General features: G+C 66.8%; 27 protein-coding genes and 2 pseudogenes. 7 read left to right on the forward strand and 22 right to left on the reverse strand.

The annotated features are described in order from the left end of the window. Positions 1 to 29: 29 nt before the first annotated feature. From ABGB19_RS01055 to ABGB19_RS01065, 3 genes are read right to left on the reverse strand one after another with little or no spacing between them, the layout of a single operon-like run. Complete coding sequence (locus ABGB19_RS01055; RefSeq protein ID WP_347683088.1) at positions 30 to 875, reverse strand: mycofactocin-coupled SDR family oxidoreductase; 846 nt, start codon at positions 873 to 875, stop codon at positions 30 to 32. 51 nt (positions 876 to 926) lie between these two features. After that, positions 927 to 1,526 (reverse strand): PaaI family thioesterase, encoded by a 600-nt coding sequence (locus ABGB19_RS01060; RefSeq protein ID WP_347683090.1) that lies wholly within the window; start codon positions 1,524 to 1,526, stop codon positions 927 to 929. After that, positions 1,519 to 1,887 (reverse strand): flavin reductase family protein, encoded by a 369-nt coding sequence (locus tag ABGB19_RS01065; protein WP_347683092.1) that lies wholly within the window; start codon positions 1,885 to 1,887, stop codon positions 1,519 to 1,521. Before ABGB19_RS01065 ends, ABGB19_RS01060 begins: the two co-directional genes overlap by 8 nt. 175 nt (positions 1,888 to 2,062) lie before the next feature. On the opposite strand from ABGB19_RS01065, the gene ABGB19_RS01070 reads away from it, so the two are divergent. After that, positions 2,063 to 2,731, forward strand: coding sequence for a PadR family transcriptional regulator (locus ABGB19_RS01070; RefSeq protein ID WP_347683094.1), 669 nt, complete (start codon positions 2,063 to 2,065; stop codon positions 2,729 to 2,731). Here the strand turns inward: ABGB19_RS01070 and ABGB19_RS01075 are convergent, their stop codons facing one another. Next, positions 2,732 to 4,432 (reverse strand): 3-ketosteroid-delta-1-dehydrogenase, encoded by a 1,701-nt coding sequence (locus ABGB19_RS01075; RefSeq protein WP_347683096.1) that lies wholly within the window; start codon positions 4,430 to 4,432, stop codon positions 2,732 to 2,734. It abuts the gene before it with no gap. A 98-nt stretch (positions 4,433 to 4,530) separates the two neighbouring features. On the opposite strand from ABGB19_RS01075, the gene ABGB19_RS01080 reads away from it, so the two are divergent. Next, positions 4,531 to 5,670, forward strand: a complete 1,140-nt coding sequence (locus ABGB19_RS01080) for a Rieske 2Fe-2S domain-containing protein (RefSeq protein ID WP_347683098.1) — start codon at positions 4,531 to 4,533, stop codon at positions 5,668 to 5,670. Beyond that, complete coding sequence (locus ABGB19_RS01085) at positions 5,667 to 5,942, forward strand: ferredoxin (RefSeq protein WP_347683100.1); 276 nt, start codon at positions 5,667 to 5,669, stop codon at positions 5,940 to 5,942. The genes ABGB19_RS01080 and ABGB19_RS01085 overlap by 4 nt, the downstream gene beginning before the upstream one ends. Positions 5,943 to 5,957: 15 nt before the next feature. Here the strand turns inward: ABGB19_RS01085 and ABGB19_RS01090 are convergent, their stop codons facing one another. The 9 genes and pseudogenes from ABGB19_RS01090 to ABGB19_RS01130 all read right to left on the reverse strand — a co-directional run. Then, a complete protein-coding gene (locus tag ABGB19_RS01090; protein WP_347683102.1) occupies positions 5,958 to 6,740 on the reverse strand; it encodes an SDR family oxidoreductase in 783 nt (260 codons plus the stop codon). A gap of 16 nt (positions 6,741 to 6,756) precedes the next feature. Beyond that, positions 6,757 to 7,833 (reverse strand): hypothetical protein, encoded by a 1,077-nt coding sequence (locus ABGB19_RS01095; protein WP_347683104.1) that lies wholly within the window; start codon positions 7,831 to 7,833, stop codon positions 6,757 to 6,759. A 136-nt stretch (positions 7,834 to 7,969) separates the two neighbouring features. After that, the gene (locus ABGB19_RS01100) at positions 7,970 to 8,914 is read right to left on the reverse strand and encodes an alpha/beta hydrolase (RefSeq protein WP_347683106.1); all 945 of its coding nucleotides are present in this window, start codon (positions 8,912 to 8,914) and stop codon (positions 7,970 to 7,972) included. Then, positions 8,911 to 9,762, reverse strand: coding sequence for an SDR family NAD(P)-dependent oxidoreductase (locus tag ABGB19_RS01105; protein ID WP_347683108.1), 852 nt, complete (start codon positions 9,760 to 9,762; stop codon positions 8,911 to 8,913). Before ABGB19_RS01105 ends, ABGB19_RS01100 begins: the two co-directional genes overlap by 4 nt. A 3-nt stretch (positions 9,763 to 9,765) precedes the next feature. Beyond that, on the reverse strand, positions 9,766 to 10,257 hold the full coding sequence (locus ABGB19_RS01110; protein WP_347683110.1) for a polyketide cyclase: 492 nt from the start codon (positions 10,255 to 10,257) through the stop codon (positions 9,766 to 9,768). A gap of 77 nt (positions 10,258 to 10,334) precedes the next feature. Beyond that, positions 10,335 to 11,369, reverse strand: coding sequence for an acyl-CoA dehydrogenase family protein (locus ABGB19_RS01115; protein WP_347683112.1), 1,035 nt, complete (start codon positions 11,367 to 11,369; stop codon positions 10,335 to 10,337). Further along, positions 11,366 to 12,508, reverse strand: a complete 1,143-nt coding sequence (locus ABGB19_RS01120) for an acyl-CoA dehydrogenase family protein (protein ID WP_347683114.1) — start codon at positions 12,506 to 12,508, stop codon at positions 11,366 to 11,368. The genes ABGB19_RS01115 and ABGB19_RS01120 overlap by 4 nt, the downstream gene beginning before the upstream one ends. After that, positions 12,505 to 12,816: pseudogene (locus ABGB19_RS01125) on the reverse strand (enoyl-CoA hydratase-related protein); the annotation flags it as partial. The pseudogene ABGB19_RS01125 and the gene ABGB19_RS01120, both read right to left, overlap by 4 nt. Further along, positions 12,813 to 13,490: pseudogene (locus ABGB19_RS01130) on the reverse strand (AMP-binding protein); the annotation flags it as partial. The pseudogenes ABGB19_RS01130 and ABGB19_RS01125, both read right to left, overlap by 4 nt. A gap of 101 nt (positions 13,491 to 13,591) precedes the next feature. Here ABGB19_RS01130 and ABGB19_RS01135 point away from each other — a divergent pair. Continuing rightward, positions 13,592 to 15,520 (forward strand): NAD(P)/FAD-dependent oxidoreductase, encoded by a 1,929-nt coding sequence (locus ABGB19_RS01135; RefSeq protein ID WP_347683116.1) that lies wholly within the window; start codon positions 13,592 to 13,594, stop codon positions 15,518 to 15,520. Then, positions 15,517 to 16,404: an SDR family NAD(P)-dependent oxidoreductase gene (locus ABGB19_RS01140; RefSeq protein ID WP_347683118.1), complete on the forward strand. Its 888-nt coding sequence runs from the start codon at positions 15,517 to 15,519 to the stop codon at positions 16,402 to 16,404. Before ABGB19_RS01135 ends, ABGB19_RS01140 begins: the two co-directional genes overlap by 4 nt. On the opposite strand, the gene ABGB19_RS01145 is transcribed toward ABGB19_RS01140, so the two are convergent. The 3 genes from ABGB19_RS01145 to ABGB19_RS01155 are packed head-to-tail and all read right to left on the reverse strand — an operon-like array spanning position 16,401 to position 17,819. Next, positions 16,401 to 16,853 (reverse strand): nuclear transport factor 2 family protein, encoded by a 453-nt coding sequence (locus ABGB19_RS01145; RefSeq protein ID WP_347683120.1) that lies wholly within the window; start codon positions 16,851 to 16,853, stop codon positions 16,401 to 16,403. The two genes, ABGB19_RS01140 and ABGB19_RS01145, sit on opposite strands and share 4 nt — an antisense overlap. After that, positions 16,850 to 17,479 carry a Dabb family protein gene (locus ABGB19_RS01150; protein WP_347683122.1) on the reverse strand — a complete coding sequence of 210 codons (630 nt, stop codon included), beginning with the start codon at positions 17,477 to 17,479 and terminating at the stop codon, positions 16,850 to 16,852. The genes ABGB19_RS01145 and ABGB19_RS01150 overlap by 4 nt, the downstream gene beginning before the upstream one ends. Beyond that, complete coding sequence (locus ABGB19_RS01155) at positions 17,472 to 17,819, reverse strand: hypothetical protein (RefSeq protein WP_347683124.1); 348 nt, start codon at positions 17,817 to 17,819, stop codon at positions 17,472 to 17,474. The genes ABGB19_RS01150 and ABGB19_RS01155 overlap by 8 nt, the downstream gene beginning before the upstream one ends. Positions 17,820 to 17,919: 100 nt before the next feature. On the opposite strand from ABGB19_RS01155, the gene ABGB19_RS01160 reads away from it, so the two are divergent. Continuing rightward, positions 17,920 to 19,125 (forward strand): NADH:flavin oxidoreductase, encoded by a 1,206-nt coding sequence (locus tag ABGB19_RS01160; RefSeq protein WP_347683126.1) that lies wholly within the window; start codon positions 17,920 to 17,922, stop codon positions 19,123 to 19,125. A 12-nt stretch (positions 19,126 to 19,137) separates the two neighbouring features. Here the strand turns inward: ABGB19_RS01160 and ABGB19_RS01165 are convergent, their stop codons facing one another. The 6 genes from ABGB19_RS01165 to ABGB19_RS01190 form a co-directional block, all read right to left on the reverse strand. Continuing rightward, complete coding sequence (locus ABGB19_RS01165; RefSeq protein WP_347683128.1) at positions 19,138 to 20,055, reverse strand: alpha/beta hydrolase; 918 nt, start codon at positions 20,053 to 20,055, stop codon at positions 19,138 to 19,140. Beyond that, positions 20,052 to 20,894, reverse strand: coding sequence for an IclR family transcriptional regulator (locus ABGB19_RS01170; protein ID WP_347683130.1), 843 nt, complete (start codon positions 20,892 to 20,894; stop codon positions 20,052 to 20,054). Before ABGB19_RS01170 ends, ABGB19_RS01165 begins: the two co-directional genes overlap by 4 nt. A 159-nt stretch (positions 20,895 to 21,053) precedes the next feature. After that, positions 21,054 to 22,511, reverse strand: coding sequence for an FAD-dependent oxidoreductase (locus ABGB19_RS01175; RefSeq protein WP_347683132.1), 1,458 nt, complete (start codon positions 22,509 to 22,511; stop codon positions 21,054 to 21,056). Continuing rightward, the gene (bphC, locus tag ABGB19_RS01180) at positions 22,508 to 23,416 is read right to left on the reverse strand and encodes a biphenyl-2,3-diol 1,2-dioxygenase (protein WP_347683134.1); all 909 of its coding nucleotides are present in this window, start codon (positions 23,414 to 23,416) and stop codon (positions 22,508 to 22,510) included. Before bphC ends, ABGB19_RS01175 begins: the two co-directional genes overlap by 4 nt. A gap of 9 nt (positions 23,417 to 23,425) precedes the next feature. Then, entirely contained in the window at positions 23,426 to 24,619 is a 1,194-nt protein-coding gene (locus ABGB19_RS01185; RefSeq protein ID WP_347683136.1) for an acyl-CoA dehydrogenase family protein, read from the reverse strand. A 93-nt stretch (positions 24,620 to 24,712) separates the two neighbouring features. Further along, a complete protein-coding gene (locus ABGB19_RS01190; RefSeq protein ID WP_347683138.1) occupies positions 24,713 to 25,015 on the reverse strand; it encodes a 2Fe-2S iron-sulfur cluster binding domain-containing protein in 303 nt (100 codons plus the stop codon). 130 nt (positions 25,016 to 25,145) lie between these two features. On the opposite strand from ABGB19_RS01190, the gene ABGB19_RS01195 reads away from it, so the two are divergent. Beyond that, positions 25,146 to 26,759, forward strand: a complete 1,614-nt coding sequence (locus tag ABGB19_RS01195; protein WP_347683140.1) for an NAD(P)/FAD-dependent oxidoreductase — start codon at positions 25,146 to 25,148, stop codon at positions 26,757 to 26,759. Position 26,760: the final 1 nt, after the last annotated feature.

Raw genomic sequence — 26,760 nt, forward strand, 5'->3', positions numbered from 1 at the left:
TCACACTCGGCGAAGGGTCGTGCCGGCACTCAGAACTTCGCGACGGCCCCCGCGTCGATGGGCAGCGCCGCACCGGTGATGTACTGTGCCTCGTCGGAGGCGAGGAACAACACCGCGTTGCTGACCGCGCGCGGCTCGATCAGCGGCTTGGGCAGCATGTGGAACTGCCCGACCACATCGCCGGCGTCGTCGACGGTCGGGTCGGGCAGGTCCGGCCGCATCATCCGGCGGAACTGCTCGTTGTCCAGCATCGGTGTCCGGATGTTGCCGGGGTGAATCGAGTTCACCCGGATCCACTGCGGGGCAAGCTCGTTGGACAGCGAATGCATCAGGCCGACGACGGCATGCTTGGCCGATGCGTAGTGAGCCATGTAACCGCCGCCGCGCAGCCCCAACATGGAGCTCACCAGGATGATCGACCCGCCCCCGTTGGTCATGTGCGGAATCGCCGCCTTGACGGTATGCCACACGCCGGTCAGGTTGATGTCGAGCATCGTCTGCCACGCGGACTGCTCGATCATCGCCGCCGGGGCCGGGGTGCCGCTGATGCCGGCGTTGGCGACGACGATGTCGATGGCGCCCACCTCGGCCACTCCCTGCTCGAGCGCGGCCGTGAGGCTGTCGAGGTCGCGCACGTCGGCCTTGGCGGTGACGATGCGCCGGCCGGACTTCTCGACCAGCGCCGCGGTCTCGTCGAGGTCGGCCTCCGTCGCGCCGGGATAGCCGACGCCGTCGATGTCCTCGCAGATGTCGACGGCGATGATGTCGGCGCCCTCCTCGGCGAGCCGGACGGCATGTTCGCGGCCCTGGCCGCGCGCGGCTCCCGTGATGAATGCGACCTTGCCGGCCACTCTGCCGACCGCGTTGTTCGTCATCGTCACCTCTCGTGAGTCCCGCTAACACAATTGGCCGCCGCGGGGGCGAAGTCAACGACGTGCGTCGTCCCTGCGATGGATGAAGATCCCCTCGGCCTGCACGGTGACGCCCTCGTCGTCGGAGATGTGCCCGGCGGCGAACGTCTTCGCACCCTCGACCCGCTCGATGCGGGCCTGCGCTCGCAGCGGCCGCCCCAGCGGCGTGCCACGCAGATAGCGGACGCTCAGGGTGCCGGTGAACGCGGGCCTTCCCGGCTTGTGCGCGGTGGCACCGAGGACGTGGTCGAGGATCATGGCGCAGACACCACCGTGGACATGTCCCGGCGGGCCTTCGTACGCGGCGCCCAAGGTGAACTCGGCCCACACCGTGCCGTCTGCCTCGTGGTGGACGGTCAGCGGTGGGGCGGCCGGATTGCGCAAGCCGATCACCACATTGCCCCACACCATGGCCTGCCCGTCGCTGGAGTGCTGCAGTCCGAAGGAGCCTTCGTGCAGCGAGGTGCCGAGTTCGGCAGCGGCAGAGTCGATCTTGTCCATCGCGGACTTGACGGTCCGTGCATCGGCTTCGCTGCGGATGCTGACGTCGATCAGTCGCCGCACGGATTGCGCCAGCGGTTCGTAGACCGACCGCAGCGCCCGTAACTCAGGCATCTGTCGCGGCGTCCTCGAAGCCGCCGAAGCCGCCGCGGTAGAACAGCAACGGTTTTCGCTCCTCATGCACGCGCAGACCGGTGACATGCGCGACGGCGATCGTGTGGTCGCCGGCGTCGTGCTCACAGGCGAGTTCGGCCTCGATAGTGGCGAGGACGCCGTCCAATGCCGGTGCGGCGCACACATCGCGCTGGTCGTCGGGCAGGACATTGATCGACAACCGTCCCACCGATCGGATCGCGGGCCAGCTCGACGAGCTTCGCCCCGGGCAGAACGACACGTACGGCGGACCCAGAGACACCGACGTCACGGACTGGCGGGTGAACCCCGCAAGCCGTTGCCCGTCATGGTCGGTGATCACGGCGACACCCGTGCAGAATGGCCGAGCATCGCGCGCATCCCCACCGCATCAGGTGTGTGGAGCTGTGGGATGGTCATGGCCTCAGAATGCATATGCCGATGGCGCGCCGCAACGCATCGTCCCAGCCAGTGGTGACTTGACGACCGGCGTGAGCAGGCGTTGTTAGGCTGGGCGGGTGAGTGACGACGCGTCTCGGGCGAAGCCGAATCTGGCGGCGACCAGTTGGGCGTTGTTGGGCATGCTGTCGTACGAGCACGAGTTGTCGGGCTACGACATTCGTAAGTGGATCGAGTGGAGCATGCGGTTCTTCTACGGAAGCCCCGCCTACAGCCAGATCTACTCCGAACTGAAGAAGCTGGAGCAACTCGGGTTTCTGACATCGCGGGTCGAGAACACCGGCGGCACCAGGAATCGCCGGCTGTACAAGATCACCGAGGCAGGACTCGAGGCGGTCACCCGGTGGGCCAACCAGGCACCCGTTGATCCGCCGGTGCTCAAGCACAATCCGCTGCTGCGGGTTACGTTCGGACACCTGACCGATCCCGCGCGGTTGAAAGAGATTCTTCAGGAGCACGTCGCCTACGCCGACGAAATGCAGCGCCAGGCGGCCAAGGATGCCAAGTGGTCCGGCGTCGAGCCGTCCTGGGCCTACGCCCATGTCGCGCTGCAGTGGGCCGAACGCTATTACGCCTCCGAACGCGAGCTTGCACTGAAGATGCTCAAGGAACTCGATGAAGCGGAGGCGACCTTCGCCGAAGCCGGGATCGAGCGTGGCAGCAGGATCCCCTGGCCGACACCCGAATTCTGGTACGAAATCGAGAAGAAGGCCGAAGCCGACGACTGACTACCCGGCGGTGTCGGCAGCGGCGATGTAGCCGTAGACCAAGCCCTGAGCGATCGTCGCCCCGGCCCCGGGGTAGGTCGCTCCGAACGCGTTGGCCGCGGTGTTGCCGATCGCGTACAGACCGTCGATGACGCTGCGGTCCTCCCGCAGGACCCGGGCGCGGTCGTCGGCGCGCAGGCCGCCGCAGGTGCCGAGATCGCTGAGCACCATCTTCACGGCGTAGAACGGGCCGCGGTCGAGCGCGCGCAGATTCGGGTTGGGGGTGACGGTCGGGTCGCCGTAGTAGCGGTCGTAGGCGCTTGCACCGCGCTGGAAGTCCGAATCGGTTCCGGCGTCGGCATTTTCGTTGAACCGGGTCATCGTCGCCACGAACGCAGATTCGTCGACGCCCATCATGGCCGCCAATTCGGCCATGCTGTCGGCGCGATGGGCGATGCCGGCGTCGTACCACGACTTTGGAATCGCCATCCGGGGGAACAGGTCGGCTGCGAAGACGTAGCTGTTCCGGTACTTCTGGTCGAACACGATCCACATCGCCTCCACCGGATTGCCGCAGCGTTCGCGATCCAGCACGCACTGACCGAAAGACATGTAGTCGGTTGCCTCGTTGACGAAGCGATTGCCGGTCTGATCGACGATGAACGAGCCGGGCAGTGACCGCTCGGCCAGCATCACCTTCGGGTCCCCGCCGGGTAGCGCGGCGACCGCCGGGAACCACCAGGACTGGTCCATGAGGTCGATCGCCGCGCCGAGATCCTGCGCGATTCTGATGGCGTCGCCGGTGTTGGTCTCCGCGCCGAGACTCGTGTGTTCGCCCAACGATTCGGACTGGAACTTCCACCGCATGTCCATGCTGTGGTCGAACCCGCCGGCCGCGAGCACGACGCCGCGGCGCGCGGTCACGGTGATGTCCGCGCCGCCATGACTCAGCACCGCACCGGTCACCCTGTCAGCGTGCGTGACGAGGCGCCGCAGCGTGACTTGCGTCCAGATCGGGATTCCGGCGCCCAGCACGCCGGCGAACAAGCCCGCGGCCAGTGCTTGGCCACCGGCGACGTATCGCCGTCCGAGCAGCAGACCGCCGACGCCTTGGCCGAGCCGTTTGGCTACCAGCGGAAGACCCTTTCGCGGCACGCGCGACATCAGGTTCAGCCAGCGGTAATCCGCGCCGGTGGTCGGCATCGGGATCTTGACTTCCATCACGCCGGGCCGCAGCCGCGACAGGTACTCGCCCAGCACCGTCGAGTCGAGTGGCCGGCATTCACAGGTGCGGCCCACGGCGGCGCCACCGGGTGCCTCCGGGTGGTAGTCGGAGTACTCCTTGGCCCAGAAGAGGCGCATCGGTGTCGCGCGGCGCAGCAGATCGACAGTCGCGCCGACGTGGGCCAGGAACGCAGTCGAGCGTTCCGTCGGCGCCGTCCCATTCACCACGGCGTCGAGGTACGTCTCAGCCCGCTGCGCGGTGTCGCTGCCACCGTCTTCGCTGATCACCGTGCTGGCAGGGAGCCAGAGTGCCCCGCCGGAGCGGGCGGTCGAGCCGCCGACGTACACGGACTTCTCGACGATGAGGACCGACAAGCCTCTCTCGTGAGCGGCCAGGGCTGCTGCCATACCGGTGCCCGACCCGACGACAAGCAGATCGACGGTGGTGTCGGCGACCGGCAAGCCGTCAGGGATCGTCGCTCCGTGTGCACTGCTCACGATGCAAAGCTAGATGGACGGCGCACCGGGCGGAACCCGTCTCCTGATGAGCGGAACAGATCCTGACCGCAGCCCTCACCGGCTGCTAGAACGGCCGTATGACGCTGGATTCCGATATCGAGGTCCGCCAGATCGAAGCTGATGCGGCGCCGGCGAGATTCGCCCGCGGCTGGCATTGCCTCGGCCTACTCCGGGAGTTCGGAGACGGCACGCCACACGCCGTGCGCGCCTTCGGTAAGAAGTTGGTCGCCTTCCGTGGCGGGGACGGTCAGATCAATGTGCTGGACGGGTTTTGCAGGCACATGGGCGGAGACCTCTCACGAGGCGAGGTGAAGGGCGACGAGATCGCATGCCCGTTCCACGACTGGCGCTGGGGTGGGGACGGACGATGCAGGAAGGTGCCGTACAGCAAGCGGGTACCGAGACTGGCCCGGACGGCCACATGGACCACACTCGAGCAGGACGGCATGCTGTTCGTCTGGAACGATCCGGAAGGCAACCCGCCGCCACCGGAGGTCACCATCCCCCGCATCGAGGGTGCGATGAGTGACGAGTGGACCGACTGGCACTGGTACACCACGGTGGTCGACATCAACTGTCGCGAGATCATCGACAACGTCGTGGACATGGCGCATTTCTTCTACATCCACGGCTCGTTGCCGACGCACTTCAAGAACATCTTCGAAGGCCATGTGGCGACCCAGTACATGAACAGCGCCGGCCGTCCCGACATCGGCGAACCGGGTGAGACGCAGATGCTCGGAACCACCTCGGTCGCTTCGTATTTCGGGCCCTCTTTCATGATCGACGACCTGACTTATCACTACACCAACGTCGACCACAAGACGGTGTTGATCAACTGCCACTATCCGATCGACGAGAACTCTTTCGTGCTGCAGTACGGGATCATCGTCAAGAAGTCCGAGACGCTGCCCGAGGATCTGGTTATGCAGACCGCCATCGGACTCGGTGACTTCGTCAAGATGGGTTTCGAGCAGGACGTCGCGATCTGGAAGAACAAGGCACGCATCGACAATCCGCTGCTGTGCGAAGAGGACGGTCCCGTCTACCAACTCCGGCGTTGGTATGAGCAGTTCTATGTCGATGTCGCCGACGTGACCCCGGACATGGTGGACCGCTTCGAGTACGAGATCGACACCACCCGTCCCCGCGAGGAGTGGATGAAGGAGGTCGAAGCGAACCTGGCCGCCAAGTCGTCGGTGACGAGCGCGAGATGACCGTTCGTCCAGACAACCGGCTCGAGGACTTACCGATGGTGCCGGTGGTCTGCGGTGCCTGCGGGGCTGAGGTGATGGCGCGCAAGAGTTCCTGGCAGCAGACGAGCGTGCAATGGAACCGCGAAGCCGAGTCGCGGTGTGTCCAACGCCGCGAACTGGATTCACTTCAGCGCACCGACCGGCCCTTCCTGGTCTGCTTCAAACTGCGTGACTCGATAGAGGACGCGGCACGCCGAGGAGCGCTGCCGATCGTCGACGAGGCTTCAACGTGACGAACCTGGCGCCCGTCAGGCGTGGGCGCCGCCGTCGACGCGGATCTCGGTGCCGGTGATGAATGCGCCGTCGTCGGAGGCGACCATCGCGATCACCGACGCGACCGAACTCGGGTCGCCGAGGATCTCGTTCTCGGCACCGTGCAGAAGTGGTGTCTGCTTGGCCCAGAGGCCGAGGTCGTAACCATCGGGCATCTTGTCCAGCGTTGACATCGCCAAAGCCGTTGCCACGCCGCCGGGTTGAATGTTGACCGCGCGCAGGCCCTGCTTCGAGTATTCCAGTGCCAGAGAGTGGGTGAAGGCCAGCACCCCTCCTTTGCTGGCGGCGTACGCGGCCATGTAGGGATGTGCGAATGAGGCCGCCGTCGAGGTGAAGTTCACCACCACGCCCCGTCCCGAGTCGATGAGCGCCGGCAGGGCGCGCCGCGTCATCAGGAAGGTGCCCGTCAGGTTGACCGCCAGCGTGGCGCTCCAGTCGTCGAGTGTGTGCTCGTGGGTGTGCGCACACCGCTGGATGGCCGCGGCGTTGACCAGGACGTCGAGTCCGCCCATGTCGGCGACAGCGGCATCCACCGCCGTGGCCACCGCATGTTCGTCTGACACGTCGAGCGTTGTGGTGGTGAGTCTCTTACCGGTCCCGGCCTCATCAGCCGCGGAGCGTGTCGACGCCAATCCGTCCGCGGACACGTCACACGCGACCACCGTGCCACCCTCGTCCAGTAGCCGAGCCACGATGGCCGCACCGATGCCGGAGCCGGCACCGGTCACGATGATGCGCCGATCGCCGAAGCGTTCCATGCCAAGCCCTTTCGGATCAGGCGAACTGGAAAGCCGACAGCGGGGCTTCCTTCGGATACTCCGCGGGTCCGCCGAGGTCGTAGACCGCATTCAGAGCGGCGATGAATTCGGGGTCGTGCAGCGGTTCGCCGGGCACGTCGAGCTTGATGCCTTTGTTGCGGACGTCGTCGACGAGCATGTCGATGGCCTTGTCGATCGTCAGATCGTCACTGCCGTCCATGTTCTTCTTGAGCTCGTCGTAGTCGGCGAACACCTCAGCCGACCAGTGCACGAGGAAGCGGAGTTCGTCGGTGTGGTGGCGGGCGATGACGTCGTTCCCGTTCTTCAACAGCCAGGAGTTCCTGTCCGCCGGGTCGCCGGTGAACACGGTGTCGAACGCCAGGCCCGCCGGGGTCTGCTGCTCGAGAGGGCCTTTGGCCTCGCCCCGATGCACCATCATCTCGTTCTGCACCAGCACACCCCGGTTGTAGACCGGCGGCAGGAGGCGCTGTGGCGGCCTGAGCGGCCCGTCGGGCCAGTAGGTGAATCCGCTGGACTCGTCGAGCGAGAACCAGGTGATCACCTGCGCCATCTTGATCAGGTAGTCGCGGAACAGTCCGGACTTGCCCATCACGCTGGTCAACCAGGTCGGCGCGTTCTCGTGGCGAACGCCACGGAAGCTGGGGGAGTCGAGGTGGCCGGGATCGCGGTTGGCGCACGGGCCGTTGATGTTGAACAGCATCAGTTCCGGCTTGGCGTACTCGGCATTCCAGTAGCTCTTGGCGTACTCCACGAACCGCTGGTTGTAGAAGCAGTCGTGCACCTCGGGGTACAGCACCGTGCCGTAGTTCGCCAGGTACCCGCGAAACGTCGCGGTCAGGAAGAGGTCCAGCGACGGGGTGAACCCATCGGGGAACATCCCGCTCATAGTGGCCATCAACTCCTCCGGAGAGGCGAAGTGCTGAGCGATGATCAGCCGCCAGGGTCCCTTGGTGCGAACCACATCGAGAAGGCGCTCGCGCTGGTCGTCTGTGTAGACGTTGTCGATCTCCCGGGGTGGCGAGGCCGGCCGCAGGACGTCGGAAAGCTCCATCCGCTGCTGTTGGGTAAGCATGGCTTGATTCTGGCGCGGCGGGTCTGCGTGAGGGTGCGAGGTGTCCGGTGATCGGGACACCGGTTATCTCGCGCGAGCAGACGCAAAGGTGTCCAACTCGGCCCGGAGTGCGGCACTATGGCGTCTGCTCGCTGGGCTAGAACGGAAGCGGGTTGGTGAATTTGGCACGCAGCAGCGCGCCCACCTCGGCTACCGCTAAGCGTCCGCGGGCCGTTGCCTCCGAGCGCATCAGGAACCCGTGGTAGACACCGGGATACCGAGTGACGGTGGTCTGCACGCCGGCATCGCGGAGTCGCTGCGCGTAGCGTTCGCCCCAGTCGCGTATCGGATCTGCCTCCGCGGTCACCACGATCGCCTGCGGAAGCCCGGACAGGTCCGCTACGCGGGCGGGAACCGCGTACGGATGGTCCGGCCCGTCGGCCAACTCGTGCATGTACTCGATGTCGGCGAGGTTCAACATCGGTGCATCGGCCATGGCGCGCACCGACGGGACGCTGAGGTCCTTATCGACGCCCGGATACATCAACACTTGAGCGAAGAGATGCGGACCGCCACGGTCGCGGGCGGCCAAGGCGACCCCGGCGGCCAGGGTCCCACCGGCACTGTCGCCCGCCACCGCCACACGCTGTGCGTCGATGCGCAGTTCGTCCGCATGCGCACCCACCCACGCGGTCGCGGTGTAGGCGTCGTCGAATTGTGCCGGTGGCGGCGCCTCCGGGGCGAGGCGGTATCCGACCGAGACCACCGTCGCATCGGAATGGTGAGCGAGATTGCGCACCAACGGTTCGAACGAGCGGTTGGTGCCGAGGACCATGCCGCCCCCGTGGAAGTACACCACCGCGGCCGCGCCCGAAGCGGTCGACGGCCGGTAGATGCGCAGCGGGATCTCGCCGAGGGGCCCCTCGATCGACCGGTTCTCCACCTCGACCATCTGCGGCATCGGCGGCAGCGGTGCGGCTTCCAACGCATCACGGACCGCGGCGAGTCCCCGGTTGCGCATCGGCGCCACCTCACCGAATTCCGCGGCGCGCGCCGCAGCGTCGGGATCTAGCTGCGGCGCAAGCCTGTTCGAGGTCGTCATTGGTGTGCCGGATCGAATCGACGCTTCGTACGCAGCACCGGTGCTCGGCGATTCGCCAGGATGTCGGCCCGCTCCGACATCGCGTTGCCGACGTATTCGGGCTGGGTGAGCAGATAGAAGTCACCGGCGGCCGACTGGTCGAAGACCACTCGTGCGGCCTCGATGGGCTCCATTGCCTCGGCCTTGATGTCCAGCATCGCCGAACGCTGTGATTCGGCGGCCCCGACGTCACCGCCGTCGACGCCGCCGGCCGCCTCGAAGATGTTCGACTTGACTGCTCCTGGCAGCACCGCCTGCACGTGGATCCGGTCGCCGTGCCCGGCCGATTCCACCTCCAGGCGCAGGCACTCGGTCAGCGCCAGGACCGCATGCTTGCTCATGATGTACGGCGCCTGCAAAGGGACGGCGGCGACCCCGCCGATCGAGGACAGATTCCAAACCCACGAGGGCGTGTCCGCGGCGATCATGTGCGGCAGGAAGGCGCGAATCCCGTAGAACACGCCGCTGATGTTGATGTTCACCAGCCGGTCCCAGTTGGCCACAGGGGTGTCCCAGAGATAGCCGAATTGCTCGACGCCGGCGTTGTTGACCAGGAGCCGCACCGGACCGACGTCGGAATAGACCTGCCTCGCAAGCCTTTCGAGCGCTTCGGGGTCGCGCACGTCGCACACCACGTCGAGCGATCCGGTGAGTTCATCCCGCAGTGCCGCGATCGCACCAGCGTCGACGTCGACGAGGACCACGGTCATGCCCAATGCGGCGGCGTGGCGTGCCAGACCGGCGCCGATCCCGTTGCCGGCGCCGGTGATGACGGCAACGCCGCCGCCGAAGATTGCGCGTGCGTCCACGCGCTAGGAGCCCGCTGCGGCCGTCACGGCGTTCTTGGCGGCGTGCTCGGCGAACGGAATCGAATCCTCGGCGTCCAGGATCACCGTCATCGAGGTGAACACCAGGCCGGTGTCCGCGCGACGGATACCCACGTCGACGACGCCGCTGGACACGTCGAAGGGGACGTTGTTGGTGACCTGGTTGACGTACAGATAGAACCGGGCGTTGGTTACCGCTCCGTCGACACCGGTACGGAAGATGTTGGTCGCATGGTGGCGCAGCGGGTAGGGATTCTCGTTGCGGTGCTGGGTGAGCCAGGCCAGGGTCTCGGCGCGGCCGTGCAGCTCGGCGGCGAGCAGGTCCTCGAACGGGCAGTTCCCCGAGTCGGATCGGCTCAGGTACTCCATCTTGTCGCCGAGCCGGGCGCCGAGCTCGGTGAAGTGGCCCTGGTCGTAGTGGTACCAGAAGCCCGCGATGAACTCCTGCACCTCGGACAGCGTGATCTCGTTGCTCATGAGATGAGTCAATCGTCGGCGAGGACGCCACGGCACCGCGGTGACCGGTCAGTGGAACATTGCGAGGGCCGATCGGTTCAGCCGGTGATCAAACCCCACATGTCCGCACCCGCCGCCAGCGTCGCATCGGTGACCTGCTGGTCCCAGTACCGGACCGACCCGAATTCGGACCGCCACGCCAGTGCCGCGCGGGTGAACTCGTGCAACCGGTGCTCGTGGGTGGTGCCGATGGCGCCATGCACCTGATGTGCGTTGCGCACCACGACCGACGCCGCGTGGCCGGCGCAGGAGCGCGCGACGGCGATGCGAAAGTGCAGATTGGCCGCCGACCAGTCGCTGGTGACCGCCGTCGTCAACGCGGCTTCGGTCGCTGCGCGTGCCAACGCCGCCTCGGCGGCCAGGTCGGCGATGAGGTGCTGCACCGCCTGGAAGCGGGACAGGGCACGGCCGAACTGGGTGCGCGAGCCTGCGTGGTCGATCGACGACACCACGATCTGGTCGAGCACCGCACAGACCTGAACAGCGCGAACCAACGCCGACTTCAGCCGCAGTCGGTCCACCAGATCACCGGCCACGGGCGTGCCGTCGAGCGCCGCGACGTCGGCCACCACGGTGTCGCGAGGCTCGCCGATCAGGTTGGTGCCGGACGCAATCTCGAGAGCCCCGGCATCGACATCCGCCGAGCGGTAGCCGCTACCGTCGGGCCACACGACGACGATCCGCTCGCTGCCGGAGGCCCAGGGGACACCGCGCGCCACCCCTTGATCGTCGAGCAGGCACACCGTCCTCGCAGCGCCGTCACCCGGCATCCCGTTCGCGTCCAGTAACCAGCAGGCCAGCAGATCGTGTTCGGCCAACGGAACCCGCACCGCGTTGCGGGCCGCGGCGCCGAGCAATTCGGCCGCCTCGAACCATCCCGCCCCGCTGCCGCCGGACTCCTCGCCGCCGGTCAGGCGAACCAGTCCGAGGTCGTCGAGGCGCCGCCACAAGTCGGTGTCGCGTTGGACGGCTTTCACCGGGGGGTGCGTGTCGCGGTATCCGGCGAAGACCGCGCTCATCATCTCCACCAGCGCGGGATCGACGCTCGTCGATCCGACGTCCGACGTGGTCATCGCAGGCCCAGTCCTCTTGCGATCACACCGCGCAGCACCTCGTTGGTCCCGCCGCGAAGCGTGAAGCCCGGTCGCTGATCCACTGCGGCTGAGACCAGGTCGGCGAAGGCGGGATCGGCGATGCCGTCGGTTAGGGTGTCCGCGAACTCGGCGACGTCACCTTCGGTGGTGGTGCCGAGCACCTTGACCACCGCTGCGGGCACATCGGCCGGCTCGTGCCGCTCCAGCGCACCGGCGACGGCGGTCGACATCTGATGCAGGCCGGCGACCCGCGCAACCAGCCGGCCGAGGCCGGCATCGCGCGACTGCTGCGCCGCCATCCGCTCGCCACAGGCCGCCAAAAGCACGAAGGTGGACAGGAAGCGCTCGGGTCCGCTGCGCTCGAAGGCCAACTCCGACGTCACCTGCCGCCAGCCCGCACCGATCTCGCCGAACACCATGGCATCGGGCACGAACACGTCGTCGAGGATCACTTCGTTGAAGTGGTGGGCACCGTTCATCGAGATGATGGGCCGGATGTGAACGCCCGGTGCGCGCAGGTCGACGATGAACTGGCTGAGCCCGGCATGCCGGTTGTCCGGATCGACGGGCGCGGTGCGGACCAGCGCGATGAACGCATGCGCACAATGTGCACCCGAGGTCCACACCTTGGTGCCGGACAGCGACCAGCCGCCGTCGGCCCGGACCGCCTTGGTGCGCACACTCGCAAGATCCGATCCGGAATCGGGTTCGCTCATTCCGATGCCGAAGAAGCACTCGCCACGGACGATCCGCGGCAGGAAGTCACTTTTCTGCACCTCCGTGCCGTACTTGAGCAGCGACGGCACGATCTGTCGGTCGGCGATCCAGTGCGCCGCGACCGGTGCACCCGCGGCCAGGAGTTCCTCGGTGACGACGAACCGTTCCAGGAACGAGCGTCCATGTCCGCCGTACTCGACGGGCACCGTCATCCCCAGATAGCCTTGAGCCGCAAGCGCTTTCGTGAAATCTTCGTCCCACCCCGTAAGCCACGCGTCGACCGAGGGAGTGAAGGCACCCACGGCGCGCTGCTCGGCGAGGAACTTCCGAACCTCGGTCCGCAGGGCGCCCGTGGCCGCTGCGTCGGCGGCGGCCGGGGGTACTAGGCGGGGGAGCGTCACGAGTTCGTCCGCCACCGACCGATGCGCTGCTCGTGCTCCGGGTCGCGGTGGGCCAGCGGTTGCATCGCCGCAGCCATGGCCAGCGTCGACTCCAGCGGCCCCGTGCGCGATTCCTGCAGCAGGCGCTTAGCCATCCGCAGCGCATGTGACGGGTTCTTGGTGATCCGCTCGGCGAGCGCGTGCGCCTGCGGGAGCAGTTCGTCGTGCGGCACCACGCGACTGACCATGCCCCACTCTAAGGCGGTCGCCGCGTCGATGCGGTCGCCGGTGAAGGTCATCTCGGCGGCGCGCTCGTATCCGACGGTGCGCAGTGGTAGAGCGGCATTGAGTGGACCTCGATGTCGTCGCCGGCCATCGAGCCGGCCACGATGGTGCTGACGTACTGCCACATCAGGCTGCGGCTGGTGTGCATCACACCCTTCGGGCGCGACTCGGTTCCGCTGGTATACATCAGCCGCAGCAGCTGATCGTCGTCGATCCGCGGATGCGGGGCGGCCGCGGAGGTGGTCAACCACTGCGCGAGGTCGTCCCAGCCGTGCGGAGAAGTTCCACCCGAAGGCACGATCGCGGCCGTGGTCCTGACCGCGCCGTCGAGCCGCATCGCTTCCTCGGCCGTTGCCGTCAAGCCGGCCTCGACGATGAAACCCGCGGCCTTGCTGTGGCCCAGGACGTAGGCGATCTCCTCGGCGGTGAGCATGAAGTTGATCGGGACGAGCACCACGGCGGCGCGGGCGGTGGCGAACGCGAGCACGGCGTATTGCCAGCAGTTGTGCGCCAGCAGCGCCACGCGGTCGCCGGGTCGCAAGCCGTTGTCGTGCAACGCGGCGGCCGCGCGGTCCACCAGATCGTCGAATTCGGCGAATGTCAAGGCCACGTCACCGTCGATGATGGCGATCTTGCCCGGTTGCTTGCGGGCCGACCGCCGGGGGATGTCGCCGAGCGTGTGGCTGCGCGCGTGCCTGACCACCGCGTCGAGTTGCATGGCGGCACTGTAAGCATGCCCAGCTCGGCGAGGAGGACAGGTGTCCCGCTCAGTAGGCACGACAGTGCCTGTCGGGCCCGGCGGCGCCGATACTCGAGGCCGTGACTGCTGATGCTCAAGCGATCCCGACGCCCCGCGAAGCGTCGGCGCCTCGCGACGAACTCCGGACGCATCTGCTGCAGGCCGATCCCGGCGTGCTCGTCGCGGTGCTGGCTCAATTGACGGGTGACCCATCGGTGGTCGACCGGTTCGCGCCCAAGATCACCCATCTACCCGACCCACCCGAGCGAGCCGGCGTTACCGATGCCGACACCATGGACGCACTTGTGGCTGCTGTGATCACGGCCCTGCACGAAACCCGGGCAGGAGGTGCGAAGGCCGCCGACGACATCGAGTTGTTCACCCGCGTGCTGCCGGTGGCGCTCGGCTCCGACGTCGACGAGGAGTTCGTTTCACTCCTGATCGAACAGGGCGGCTTTCAGGTCTCACAGCCGACGCTGCCGCGGACGGTCCCGATTCCCGACACCACGACGGTGGCGATCGTCGGCGCGGGCATCGCCGGCATCATCGCCGCACTCGCCGCCGCCGATTCCGGGGTGAAGTACCAGATCTTCGATCGCAACGACGAGGTCGGCGGCACCTGGCTCACCACGAAGTATCCGGGGATCGGTGTCGATACGCCGTCGGCGTACTACTCGCTGTCGCGGGACGTGAACCCCGACTGGTCGAGTTACTACCCACAGGGTGCGGAATACCAGAGCTATCTCGTGGCTCTGGCCGACAAGTACGGGCTGCGTGAACACACCCGCTTCGGGACCGAGGTGGAGGCTCTCTGGTGGGACCGCGAGCGCAACCAATGGCAGATCCACGCAGTTGATGCGGACGGCAACCGCGACGTCAGCTACGCAACGGTGGTGATCACCGCCGCGGGCTACCTCAACCGCCCACGATGGCCGGAACTTGCGGGTCGAGAGTTGTTCGAAGGCATCAGCATTCACTCGGCACAGTGGGATTCGTCATTGGATCTGACCGGCAAGCGGGTGGCGATCGTCGGTGCGGGCTGCACCGCGGTGCAGATCGTCGACGCCTGCGTGGACGAGGTCGACCACCTGACCGTGTTTCAGCGGCAGCCACACTGGGTGGCGCCGCGCAAGCGACTCACCGACGACGTTCCGGAGTACCGTCGCTACCTTGGTCGCCACCTGCCGTACTACGCCAACTGGAACCGGTTGAAGTCGTACTGGGCGACCGCGGACAACAACTATCCCGTCATCCTTCGGGACCCGGAATGGGCGAAGGACCACTTGTCGATCTCGCAGGCCAACGACGTGCTGCTGCAGCTGTGTATGCAGTACATCAACGAAACCTTCGGTGAGGGAAGTGAACTGGCGCAGAAGGTCACACCGGACTTCGCGCCCTACGGTAAGCGGATCATCCGCGATCCAGGTGGCTACTACGCGGCGCTGACGCGTGACCACGTCGACGTCGAGGCCAGCGAGCCGGCCGAGGTCAATGCGGACGGCATCGTCACGCAGGACGGCAGGCAAATCGGCCTTGACGTCATCGTCTACGCCACCGGTTATCACCTCGACTTCCTTTCCACGGTCGACATCCGCGGCCGCGGCGGCCGGACGCTGCGCGAGGAGTGGGGCGACAGCCCCCGCGCCTACCGGGGCGGCACCGTGCCCGGCTTCCCCAACCTGTTCATCATCTCGGCGCCGAACTACAGCCCGGGCCACGGCGCGGGCGCCAACTTCTCGATGGAGGTGCTCGCGCACTACATCATGGAGTGCCTGCAACTGATGGCGCTGCGCGGTGCCACCACGATGGAGGTGACGCGGGAGGCCTACGACGACTATGTCGCGCAGATCGACGACGCGATGTCGCGGACGGTGTGGTGTCACACGCCGAATGCGCACACCTACTACCGGTCCGGTTCGGGTCGGGTGGTGGTGGCCACGCCCTACCGCCTGGTCGATGTGTGGCATCAGCATCGGGCTCCCATCGAAGAACACTTCGTGCTCCGATGACGCAACTGCTGGCCGGTAAGACGGCACTGGTGACGGGAAGCAGTCGGGGCATCGGACGGGCTGTGGCGCAGCGCCTTTCCGCAGAAGGGGCGACGGTGGTGGTCACCGCCCGGTCGTTCGAACCGTCGGCATCGGCGCGTGGCGGTGCGACGACGGCGCTGCCCGGTACGATCGCGGAGACCATCGAGTTGATCGAGGCGGCAGGCGGTAAGGCGATCGGTATCGCCGCGGACCTCGAGAACCCCGATGAGCGCGGGTGGCTGACCGACGAGGTCGTCGACCGCGCCGGTGGACTCGACATCCTGGTCAACAACGCGGGTTTCGCGGACTATGCCTGTGTCGAGGACATGACCCTCGAGACCTTCGACCGCACGGTCGAGCACTATCTGCGCACACCGTTCGTGCTGACGAAGGCGGTGGTGCCGCATATGCGCAAGCGGGGGGCGGGGTGGATCGTCAACATCGGGTCGGTGACCGGTGTCGCCCCGGTGCGGCCTTATCGCGATTACAACAAGACGTCGGGTGACGTGGTCTACGCGTCCTGCAAGGCAGCGCTTCATCGCTTCACGCAGGGGGTGGCCGCCGAGTTGCTCGATGCGAACATCGCCGTGAACTGCGTGTGCCCGTCCACCGCGATCCGCACACCCGGTGCGGCCCAACTCATTCCGGAGACCTTCCCGACCGAACCGGTCGAATACCTGGCCGAGACCGTGCTCGCGATGGGTCATCTACCGGCCGCCGAACGCACCGGCCTGGTGGCATTCAGCCTGCACTACCCGTGGTCGCAGGGGCTCGCGGTGCACAGCCTGGACGGCGCCACCGAACTGCCGCCGTTGGAGCCGCCGGCGACGGCCAACCCGAACATCCTTCCCGCAGGCCTCTAGTCGGAGCGAGCCTGCCCGCCGAAGACGATCTCCAGCGCTCCGACGTGGGCGCGGTTCAGTTTGGTTCGCTCGACGATCTGCCACCGGTCCGCACGCCGTTCCCACCGGTCGCGGTAGTCGCCCATGGTGTAGAAGCGGTCAGGACGTCCTACGGCCAAGTGCAGATCGTGCACGTAGGCACAAGACACAGCGGTGTCGCCGCTGAGGTCGACGATGACGTTGGCCAGTAGGTGTTGGGTCGGTCCGCAGGAGTCGAGGTAGCCGCGGATGAGCGAGATGATGGCGGCGCTGCCGACCAACGGTCCGGTGCCGAGGTCGCCGGTCGCATCGTCAGCGAATACCCCGGCGAGGGCAGGCCAGTCGTGGTCGTCCATTGCCCGGGCGGCGGTGTAGAGAGCCCGCTCGATGTCGCGCTCGTCGAGAAGGCGCTGCACTGCGTCAGCGTTCATGACACATCGGACCTTTCTGCACTGCAGAAGCTGTGGCACACGCGGTCGCGGACGATGACGTCAGGACATTCCGGGTCGAACCAACGGTCCACGTGAGCCCAATGGATGGGATGCATCAAGTATGGGCCGGTCAGCCCGTCGAGATCGCGGAACTCCTGCTCGAAGACATGTGTCCACGGCGAGGTGCCGACCGCAGAATCGACGCGGCTGAGTTGCCACGTGGCGATCGATGTGACGTACCGGGGGAGCAGCCCCAGATCGTCCTCGAAGCGTTGCACGGTGGCGTCATCGACGGCGGGCTGCACACGAAGCAGCAGCGTCCGGTAAACGGTGCGAGGAATCTTCCTGGCGGTGATCGGACTGCCGGTGTAGGTGGCGCCGTTGACGCGGGTGACCCCCGGTAGCTCGAGTAGTGAGTCGAAAGACCCAGCCACCGAGTCCCATTCGCCGGCTTCTCCGAAGCGCAGGTGTACGAGAATGTCCCCGCCGTTGCGCACACCAGGCAGCGTCGGCTGCACCAGTGCGTCTGTCGCACCGCTGATCGCCGCCGCCCCTCGCAATTCGGCGAGCACGCGGTCCGTGACGGCCTCATCGACGGCGTCGATCAGGCGGACGACGTTAAACATCGCACAGTCCGTCCACATCGCCCGCCCCGGCCGCCACACTGCGCGTGCGCTCCACCACGAGGCCGGACATCCCGGTCCACCACTGGCCGAGCGACGGATCCGTCCTGCCCTTCCACGTCATCTCCCACCAGGCCTGCGGGCTCGGCAGGGCCCAGGTGGCGGTGACGACGTTCGATCGGTCGTCGAACCAGATCGGGGGGCTCACCAAGACATCGCGCAGCGTCATGCCTCGTTCCCGCGCACCTGGCGCGTATTCGGCGAGATAGGTCTCGACGAACTTCTTCGCACACCCTGGCCGGGTGATCACCCGGTCGATGACGAACACCTCACCGTCGGCCATGGCCCGACAGTAAGGTCACCGGCTTCCCATCGGCGTCGACGCTCCCGGCCATCGGGAGGACGCCGTTGACCGCTGCCGCAGGGCGGAGCACCGTGGTCTGATGAGCGCTGAGACGCCGGACCCGTTCGCGCCGGCCCGGCTGGGCCCGGTGACGTTGCGCAACCGCGTGATCAAGGCGGCGACGTCGGAGGGACGATCGCCCCACGGCATGGTCACCGACGACCTGATCGACTTCCACGTCGCGTTCGCCAAGGGCGGCGTCGGTATGACGACGGTCGCGTACTGCTGCGTGTCGCGGGAAGGCGCCAGCGCGCCCGGTCAGATCGTGGTGAGTCCCGCGGCGCTGCCGGGACTCCGGAGGCTGGCCGACGCGGTGCACGGTGCCGGGGCCGCCATCTCCGCGCAGCTCGGACACGCGGGAGTTGTCGCACCGAAGCGGCTCACCGGCGTCACCGCGGTCGCCCCGAGCCGGTTCATCAACCCGATTTCGTTCGCCTACTGTCGGGAGATCACGCGAGACGAGATCCGTGCGGTGATCGAGCAGTTCGGGACGGCGACCCAAGTGGCGATCGACGCCGGATTCGACGCCGTGGAAATGCATTTCGGGCATTTGTATCTACCGAGCTCGTTCCTCAGCCCGCTGGTCAACCGACGCAAGGATGCGTACGGCGGTTCGATCGACAACCGATCCCGATTCGTCCGAGAGATCGCCACGCGCGTGCGGCAGGTCGTCGGAGACCAGATTGCCGTCATCGCCAAGCTCGACATGGACGACGGTCTGCCGGGCAGCATATGGATCGACGAGGCCCTGCGGACGGCGCAGCTGCTCGACTCCGACGCCACGTTGGATGCCATCGAGCTCACCCAGGGATCGTCGGTGTACAAACCGATGTACCTGTTCCGCGGCGACGTGCCGGTTCGAGAATTCGCCAAGGTGATGCCTCGTGCGCTGCGGCCCGGCGTGCGGCTCGCGGGCAAGCGGGTCATGGGCAGTTATCCCTACCGTGAGCTCTACATGCTCGATGCGGCACGGCAATTCGTGCCGGTGGTCGGCAACGCCAAGCTGATCCTGCTGGGCGGGATCACCAACCACGGGCATCTCGAGACGGGTTTGCGTGAGGGGTTCGCCTTCATGGCCATGGGCCGGGCGCTGCTCCGTGAGCCGGATCTGGTCAACGCGATGATCGCCGACCACAGCACACGCAGCCGGTGCAATCACAACAACAAGTGCATGGTCACCGTCTTCGGGCGGACCCACTGCGTGCTCGACCCCCACCAACGCTACGGCGCCACGCCGAAGCTCTAGGCGTGACCACGACTACAACAGCTTCGCCAATTCTCGCGAGGCCTGACGCCGCGCCTCGTGAGCGATGTCGAGCACCGGCATCGTCATGAAGCCGTGGATCCCGCCGTCGAAAGCACAGCGGATGGTGGAAACCCCCGCTGCTTCGAGTGCGTCGGCATACGCGATGCCCTCGTCGCGCAGCGGGTCATGGCCCGCAATCACCACGACAGCGGGTGGTAACCCGTCCAGATGGGCCTGCAGCGGTGACGCATAAGGATGTGTCCGATCGGTGTCGGAGGGAACGTACTGGTCCCAATACCACTGCAGCGCGGGCCGCGGGTTGTAGAAACCCCTGCCGTACAAGCGGTATGACTCGGTGTCGAAGTTCGCGGCGATCATCGGATACAGCAGCAGCTGGGCGGCCAGCCCGGGCCCACCGCTGTCCCGGGCCATGACCGCGGTGACGGCCGCGAGGTTACCGCCGGCACTGTCGCCCCCGACGACGATGCGGTCCGGGTCTGCGCCGAGTTCTGCGGCGTTGTCCGCGGCCCACCGCGTGGCCGCGTAGACGTCTTCGGCAGCGGCGGGCCACCGGTGCTCGGGAGCCAACCGGTAGGCAACCGAAACCACAACCGCTGGAATAAGGTTCGCAAGGCTCCGGCAGAGTCCGTCGTGGCTGTCGAGGTCGCAGAACACGAACCCGCCGCCGTGCGCGTACACCAGAACGGGTAGCGGTTCGGCCGACTCGGGCCGGTACACCCGCACGGGGATCGGACCGTCACTTCCGCCGATGGTCAGCTCGTTGATTGACGCGACCGCTTCGGGCTGGTCGGGAGGGACCAAGCGCGACCGGATCGTGGCACGCGCTTGCGCGCCGGTCATGGTGTGCACCGCCGGGAACCCCGAGTCCAACGACTCGATCATCGCGGCGATCTGGGGGTCGAGGCTCACGCGTACTGCAGCACCGGCTCGCGGACGGGCATTGGCCGCAGGGCGGGACCGCCGCGCAGCGGACGCGCCTGCTGCAGTGTCGGGGCTACCCGCTCGGCGCCGTCCTCGGCGTTGCGCCAGATTCCCATCGCGGTCATCCGCACCGGCGCAGCCAAGCGCTGGTCGAACATCATGCGGTTCATCGGACCGCACACCGAAACGGCCGCGACCGCGTCGCCCTGGCCGCCGATCGGTGCTGCGACGCAACCGAATCCGGCCAGCGCTTCCTCTTTCTCGAACGCGATGCCGTGCGAGCGCACCTTGGCAAGCTCGGCGCGCAGTTGAGCCGGCGAGCCGATCGAGTACTTGGTTCGGCGGCTGGTCAGATCGACCGCGTCGTAGTCAAGTCCCTTGGCGAAGGCCAGCATCGCTTTGCCCAGGGCTGAGCAGTGGGCGGGGTGGCGTCCGCCGAGGCGGCTGGGAATCGCCGCGGTCATCCGGTCGCCGATCTTGTCCAGGTATACGACGTCTGAGCCGTCGAGGACAGCGAGGTGTACCACGAGTCCGGTGGCGCGATGCAGATCATGCAACAAGGGCACCGCCGCGCGATGCAGACGATCCTGGTGAACCGCGAGCGAGCCGAGCTCGACGAGCCGCATCCCCAACTCGTAATCCCGGCCGCTGCGTCGCAGCCAGCGCAGCTGCACGAGGCGTTCGAGCATGCGGTGCGCTGAGGACCGCGGAAGTCCGGTGCGGCGCACGATCTGCGCCAAGGTCAACCGGCCCGGGCCGTCGAAAGCATCCAGAACCAGTGACACGCGGTCGAGGACGGCGCTGGGGGTTTCGACAGTCGTTGTCATGAGGGCCTCCGAGGGAGAGGGTGGTGACTAATAGGCATATTCCTAATAGAAATATGCCTATTTGTAACACACCGCTGTGCGGCCTGTCACATATCCAGGGCAGAAGTGTCCATCCCACAGGCCGAGCTCGGGGCTGCGCTCAAGTGGCGGGGCCGCGGCCTAGCCTCTGGCTGCGCTGTGTCCCGCGCGACGGCCGTAGAAGCTGCCGTCGCCCAGCGAGATCCCGCTCGCGTAGCCCCACGCCGCCAGGCCCGCGGTGCAGCGGCCGGCGGCGAACAACCCCGGAATCGGTTCGGCGCTGACATGCAGCACCTCGGCGTCCAGCGACGTCAGAAGCCCGCCCAGGGTGAAGCCACCCGTACTGTCGCGCAGGTCGATCGCGCCGACCGGGGTGCGGATCGGCCGCAGCCACTGGGCCTTCTTATGAAGCAGCGGATCCTCGCCCTGCGCCGCCCCGGCGTTGTACGCCGCGACCGTCGCCTGCAACGACCCCAGCGGTAGCCCCATTTCGCCTTCGAGATCAGCGACCGTCTCGCACACCCATGTGGCGGGCCGCAACATCAATTGCGGCGACAGCGACGCCATCGCCTGCTCCTGGGCGTCGCCGTCGATGATCAGGAACGCGGTGTTGTCCTGGTGGTACAGGGTCAGCTGTCCGATTCGGCCGGGATAGGTGTCCTCGGCGACATACCGCTGGCCGCGGCCGTTGACCAGAATGCTCCGCACCAACTGTTGCGGGTCGATGAAGATCGCCACCTCGGTCGCGTCCATGTGCGCGAGATCGGCGCCCAGCGCCTGGGCCATCCGGATCGCCTGGCCGTCGTGTTGCTCGATCGACGCCGCGGGCCGCCCGGCGATCCGCGGCGCGTACTGCGCGACCATCGTGTCGTTGTAGGCGAAACTCCCCATGGCGAGCACCACGCCACGCCTCGCGCGCACCGCCACCTCGACCCCGTACCGACGTGCGCACACACCGACCACCCGGCCGTCGGACTCGACGATCAACCGCTGCACCCGGACGTCGTAGAGCGCTCGCGCGCCTGCGGCGGTGGCCGTTTCGACGAGCGGCTTCATCAACATGAAGCCGGCGCTGGATTCACCCTGTTTCTTGTTCGACATCTGGGGGACGTGACCGCGCGGGGCAGGCGTGGCGATGGTGTTGAACGGATAGGAGTTCTCCCCGCCGCTGTACATCAGGCCTTCGTCGCCCATCGGCTCCCAGCCCGGCTCGCCGAAGAACTCCGGCTTGAACCGCACGCCGCAGCCGACCAGCCAGTCGAAGTGGTCGAGGCTGCCGTCGCAGTAGTCGGCGATGCGCTTCTCGTCGGCGCCAGGCCCCATCGCGACGTTGAGGTACGCCGCCATGTTCTCGACCGAATCCTCGAAGCCGCAAGCTTTTTGGATCGGTGTGCCGCCGCCCAGATAGATGAACCCGCCGGCCATCGCAGCCGCGCCACCCCACGACCCGGTGCGTTCGAGCACCAGAACATCCACCCCGGTGCGGGCAGCCTCGACCGCCGCCGCCGCTCCGGCGATTCCGAAGCCCGCAATGACGACGTCGGCTTCGTCGTCCCAGTGCGTCACGTCCGATGCGGGCAGTGGAGCGATGTCGTTCACGGGCGCATCGCTGCCGGAAGGTCGGAGACCCACTCGTGGCCCCAGTAGCTGTCGGCCGTGATTTCCTCTGCGGTGTAATATCTTTCGTCGACCCGCATACCGTCGGTGCCGAACTCGATGTCCCAGTCGCCCGGTGCGCGGACGTAGAACGACACCATCTTGTCGTTGGTGTGCCTGCCGAGGGTCGACGACAGCTGGAACCCGTCCTTGTTCACCCGGTCGAGCGCCTGCCCGACGGCATCGAGGCTGTCGACCTCCACCATCAGATGGATCACGCCCGGGTCGCGCAGCGTCACCGCCGGGCAGATGGCCAGACTGTGATGACGCTCGTTGATCCCTAGGAACCGAACGCGAAGCGGACCGAATTCCGGCGGCGCCGGCACCCGGAACGCGCCGCGGGACTTGAAACCCAATACGTCGGTGTAGAAACCGAACAGCCCGGGCACGTCGAGCGCCGGCAATACCACGTGGCCGAGGCCCTGGTCGCCGGTGACGAACCGCGCCCCGAACGGTGTGACCACGGGACTGTGATCGAGCACGGCGCCGTGGAACACCTCGGTGGAGGTGCCGGCCGGATCCTCGAACGCGATCACCTCCTCGACGCGGCGGGCGTCGGCCTCCTCGAGTGACAGTTCCTTGACCGGCACACCGGCGCCGTCGAGGGCGGCCTTGACCCGGGTCAGCGCGGCGTGGTCGCGGACTTCCCATCCGACGGTGACGATCTTGTCCACATCGCCCGGTACCACGATGATGCGGGCGGCGCGCTCGTCCATGCGCAGGTACAGCGCGTCGTCGGCCGGACCGGAGCCCTCGGCGAACCCGAGCACCTTGAACGCGAAGTGACGCCACCGGTCCATGTCGGTGGCCTGGACCTTGACGTATCCGAGGCTCTTGAGATCGCTCATCGGCGGCCTCTAGATCATCGCCCGCAGCGGACCCTGCGGATCCACGCCGAGCGAGCTGAGCGCCGACGCGTGATACACCGTGCCCGGCACGTGGATGGCATGGGCCTGACCGACGTGCACATCCCGCCAGTACCGCTGCAGCGGCTTGTCCATGCGTGCGGCGTTGCCACCCGAGCGGGCGAAGATCTCGTCGACCGCCGAAACCGCGCGCCACACCGCCCGCACCTGGGTGCGGCGGCCCGCAGCCCGGTCCTCGAAGCTGACCTCCCTGCCTGCCGCGACCATGTCGTAGATGCGGTCGGCGTTGGTGAGCAGCTCCTGGCGTGCGGCGTTGATGTCCGCGGCCGCCTCACCGATGGCGTACATGACGTAGGGGTCGTCCTTGATCGCCACGCCACTGGAGTTGACGCGCTCGCGCTGGTAGTCCAGGTGCGCGGCCAAGGCGCCCTCGGCGATGCCGATCGTCGCCGCCGAGATTCCCAGCGGGAACATCGTCGACCACGGCATCAGGTACAGCGGCTCGGTCATCCCGGCTTCGCGCTGGGCGGTCCCGTCCATCACCTTCATCGCGTCCATGGTTCGGTACTGCGGCACGAAGGCGTCCTTGACGATGACGTCCTTGGAGCCGGTGCCGCGCAGCCCGACCACGTCCCAGGAGTCCTCGACGATCTGATAATCCGAGCGCGGCAGGATCATGTGCAGCATCTGCGGCGGCATCAGCGGCTTGCCGTCGGCCCCCGGTTCGTTGCTGCCGATCATGGCGCCGAGGATGATCCAGTCGCATGCGTCGGTACCGGAACTGAACTGCCAGCGGCCGTTGAAAACGTAGCCGCCGTCGACGGGCTCGGCCACCCCTTGGGGGGCATACGGCGACGCCACCCACGTGTCGACGTCTTCGGCCCACACCTCGCCGGCGACCCGTGGATCGGCGTAGGCCAACTGATACGGGTGCACACCGACCACGCCGTTGATCCACCCGGCCGCGGGGTCGAGCGCCGCGGTGGCCATGACCGTCTCGGCGAACTCGCGGGGATGGACCTCGTAGCCGCCGTGCGTCTTGGGCTGCAACAGCCGGATGGACCCGGCGGCCTTCATCGACTTCACCGTGGCATCGGTCAGCCGCCCGATCTTCTCGGCTTCGACTGCTTGTTCCTTGAACTGGTCGGCCAGTTCCATCACCCGATCGAGTACGCGCTCGCTCATGTCGGTGTCCTAACTGTATGGGTGCAATTGATGGTTTACCGCACGGGGCGTGCGCACGGGTCGGAATCCCGGTCAGCGGACGGCCTTTCCACCTCAGTACTCGATGTGAAGATCGTCGCTGATCGGGCGGGCCTGGCAGCCGAGGATCAGCCCCTCGGCGAGATCGGCCGGCTCGAGGATTTGGCAGTTGGCCATGTCGACCTCTCCGGACATCACGGTCGCGACGCAGGATCCGCAGTGCCCTTCGCGGCACGAGTGCGGAGCATCGATCCCCGCGTCGAGCATGGCGTCGACCAGTGTCATGTCGCGAGGCCAGCGGAGGCGGTGACGGGTGCCGTCCAGGTCGATCTCCACGCTGGCATCGACCCGCGTTCCGCATGCTTCGGCGTGTGACATGTGTCGATCCTGACCGTTCGCCGCGCCCGGGTCGACCAGGGGTTCCGATGGCTGGAACGACCTCTTCGCGACTGTCCGGTCACCGGGAAACCTGCCCGACTGCAGAGCCGCGAGGCCCTAACGTGGCGCCGTGAGTAACTCCGAGGAGCGGTCCGGCGTGGATGCCGTTGTGGTGGGCGCGGGCTTCGCCGGGCTCTACGCGTTGCACAAGCTGCGTTCGCAAGGGTTGTCCGTGCGGGTATTCGAGGCGGCTCCGGACATCGGCGGAACCTGGTACTACAACCGCTACCCGGGTGCACGCTGCGACGTGGAGAGCGTCGACTACTGCTACTCGTTCTCAACCGAACTCGAGCGGGAGTGGAACTGGTCGGAGAAGTACGCCACCCAGGGCGAGATCCTGCGCTACATGAACTGGGTCGCCGACAAGCTGAACCTGCGCGACGGCATTACCCTCAACACGAGGGTCACGTCGGCGGTGCTCGACGAACACGCGCTGCACTGGAGGGTGACGACCGAGACGGGAGAGGTCGTCACCGCACGATTCTGTGTGATGGCGACGGGGCCGCTGTCGGCGGCGTTGACACCCGAATTCCCCGGCCTCGAGAGCTTTCCGGGGGAGCTGTACCACACGGCCCACTGGCCGCACGAGCCCGTGGACTTCACCGGCAAACGGGTCGCGGTGATCGGCACCGGATCGTCGGGCATCCAGTCCATTCCGATCATCGCCGAGCAGGCCGACCGCCTCTACGTCTTCCAGCGCACGCCGAACTACAGTGTGCCCGCGGGGAACAAGCCGCTAACCGACGAGGAACGCGAGCAGATCAAGGCAAGCTACGCCGAACGCCGACGGCTGTCGTGGCACAGCGGCGGCGGCTCACCCCACATCGCCCACCCCAAGCTCACGTTGGAAGCTACACCCGAAGAGCGCCGGGCAGCCTTCGAGAAGCGCTGGGAGCTCGGCGGTGTGCTGTTCTCGAAAACCTTCAGCGATCAGATGCTCGACATGGCCGCCAACGAGGAGGCCCGCAAGTTCTACGAGAAAAAGGTGCGCGCCGTCATCGACGACCCCGAGGTCGCCGAACTTCTCATTCCCACCGACCACCCCATCGGCACCAAACGAATTTGCACCGACACCAACTACTTTCAGACCTTCAACAAGTCGCACGTGACGTTGGTGAGTGTGCGCAAGACACCGATCGTGTCGATCGACGCCGACGGTATCAACACGACGGACGCCCACTACGACGTGGACGCCATCGTGCTGGCCACCGGCTTCGACGCGATGACGGGCGCCCTGGCGAAGATCGACATCGTCGGCCGCGGCGGAGCGAGCTTGCGCGACGACTGGGCCGCCGGTCCGCGCACCTACCTCGGACTCGGCGTGGACGGGTTCCCCAATATGTTCCTGGTGTCGGGTCCGGGTGCGCCCGCAGTGCTCGCCAACATGGTGCTGCACGCGGAGGCGCATGTGAATTGGATCGCCGACGCGATCTGCTACCTCGACGAGCACGGCTACACCGCACTCGAGGCCACGCCCGATGCGGTCGACAACTGGATCGCCGAACTCGACCAGCGCGCCGAAGCCACCCTGTTCCCGAAGGCCAATTCCTGGTACATGGGTGCCAACGTGCCCGGGAAACCGCGCGGATTCATGTTGTTCCTCGGGGGATTCGGGGCGTACCTCGACATCTGCAACGAGGTGGCCACCGCCGGCTACAAGGGATTCAGTCTGCTCAAGGCGTAGG

The organism is Mycobacterium sp. B14F4 (genome assembly GCF_039871645.1).
Classification (GTDB): Bacteria; Actinomycetota; Actinomycetes; order Mycobacteriales; family Mycobacteriaceae; genus Mycobacterium.

Bases quoted from the DNA above. Each gene is read 5' to 3' on its own strand.
- ABGB19_RS01055 (WP_347683088.1), bottom strand. From the start codon at position 875: ATGACGAACAACGCGGTCGGCAGAGTGGCCGGCAAGGTCGCATTCATC.
- ABGB19_RS01060 (WP_347683090.1), bottom strand. From the start codon at position 1,526: ATGCCTGAGTTACGGGCGCTGCGGTCGGTCTACGAACCGCTGGCGCAA.
- ABGB19_RS01080 (WP_347683098.1), top strand. From the start codon at position 4,531: ATGACGCTGGATTCCGATATCGAGGTCCGCCAGATCGAAGCTGATGCG.
- ABGB19_RS01085 (WP_347683100.1), top strand. From the start codon at position 5,667: ATGACCGTTCGTCCAGACAACCGGCTCGAGGACTTACCGATGGTGCCG.
- ABGB19_RS01090 (WP_347683102.1), bottom strand. From the start codon at position 6,740: ATGGAACGCTTCGGCGATCGGCGCATCATCGTGACCGGTGCCGGCTCC.
- ABGB19_RS01095 (WP_347683104.1), bottom strand. From the start codon at position 7,833: ATGCTTACCCAACAGCAGCGGATGGAGCTTTCCGACGTCCTGCGGCCG.
- ABGB19_RS01100 (WP_347683106.1), bottom strand. From the start codon at position 8,914: ATGACGACCTCGAACAGGCTTGCGCCGCAGCTAGATCCCGACGCTGCG.
- ABGB19_RS01110 (WP_347683110.1), bottom strand. From the start codon at position 10,257: ATGAGCAACGAGATCACGCTGTCCGAGGTGCAGGAGTTCATCGCGGGC.
- ABGB19_RS01115 (WP_347683112.1), bottom strand. From the start codon at position 11,369: ATGACCACGTCGGACGTCGGATCGACGAGCGTCGATCCCGCGCTGGTG.
- ABGB19_RS01140 (WP_347683118.1), top strand. From the start codon at position 15,517: ATGACGCAACTGCTGGCCGGTAAGACGGCACTGGTGACGGGAAGCAGT.
- ABGB19_RS01145 (WP_347683120.1), bottom strand. From the start codon at position 16,853: ATGAACGCTGACGCAGTGCAGCGCCTTCTCGACGAGCGCGACATCGAG.
- ABGB19_RS01150 (WP_347683122.1), bottom strand. From the start codon at position 17,479: ATGTTTAACGTCGTCCGCCTGATCGACGCCGTCGATGAGGCCGTCACG.
- ABGB19_RS01155 (WP_347683124.1), bottom strand. From the start codon at position 17,819: ATGGCCGACGGTGAGGTGTTCGTCATCGACCGGGTGATCACCCGGCCA.
- ABGB19_RS01160 (WP_347683126.1), top strand. From the start codon at position 17,920: ATGAGCGCTGAGACGCCGGACCCGTTCGCGCCGGCCCGGCTGGGCCCG.
- ABGB19_RS01170 (WP_347683130.1), bottom strand. From the start codon at position 20,894: ATGACAACGACTGTCGAAACCCCCAGCGCCGTCCTCGACCGCGTGTCA.
- bphC (WP_347683134.1), bottom strand. From the start codon at position 23,416: ATGAGCGATCTCAAGAGCCTCGGATACGTCAAGGTCCAGGCCACCGAC.
- ABGB19_RS01185 (WP_347683136.1), bottom strand. From the start codon at position 24,619: ATGAGCGAGCGCGTACTCGATCGGGTGATGGAACTGGCCGACCAGTTC.
- ABGB19_RS01190 (WP_347683138.1), bottom strand. From the start codon at position 25,015: ATGTCACACGCCGAAGCATGCGGAACGCGGGTCGATGCCAGCGTGGAG.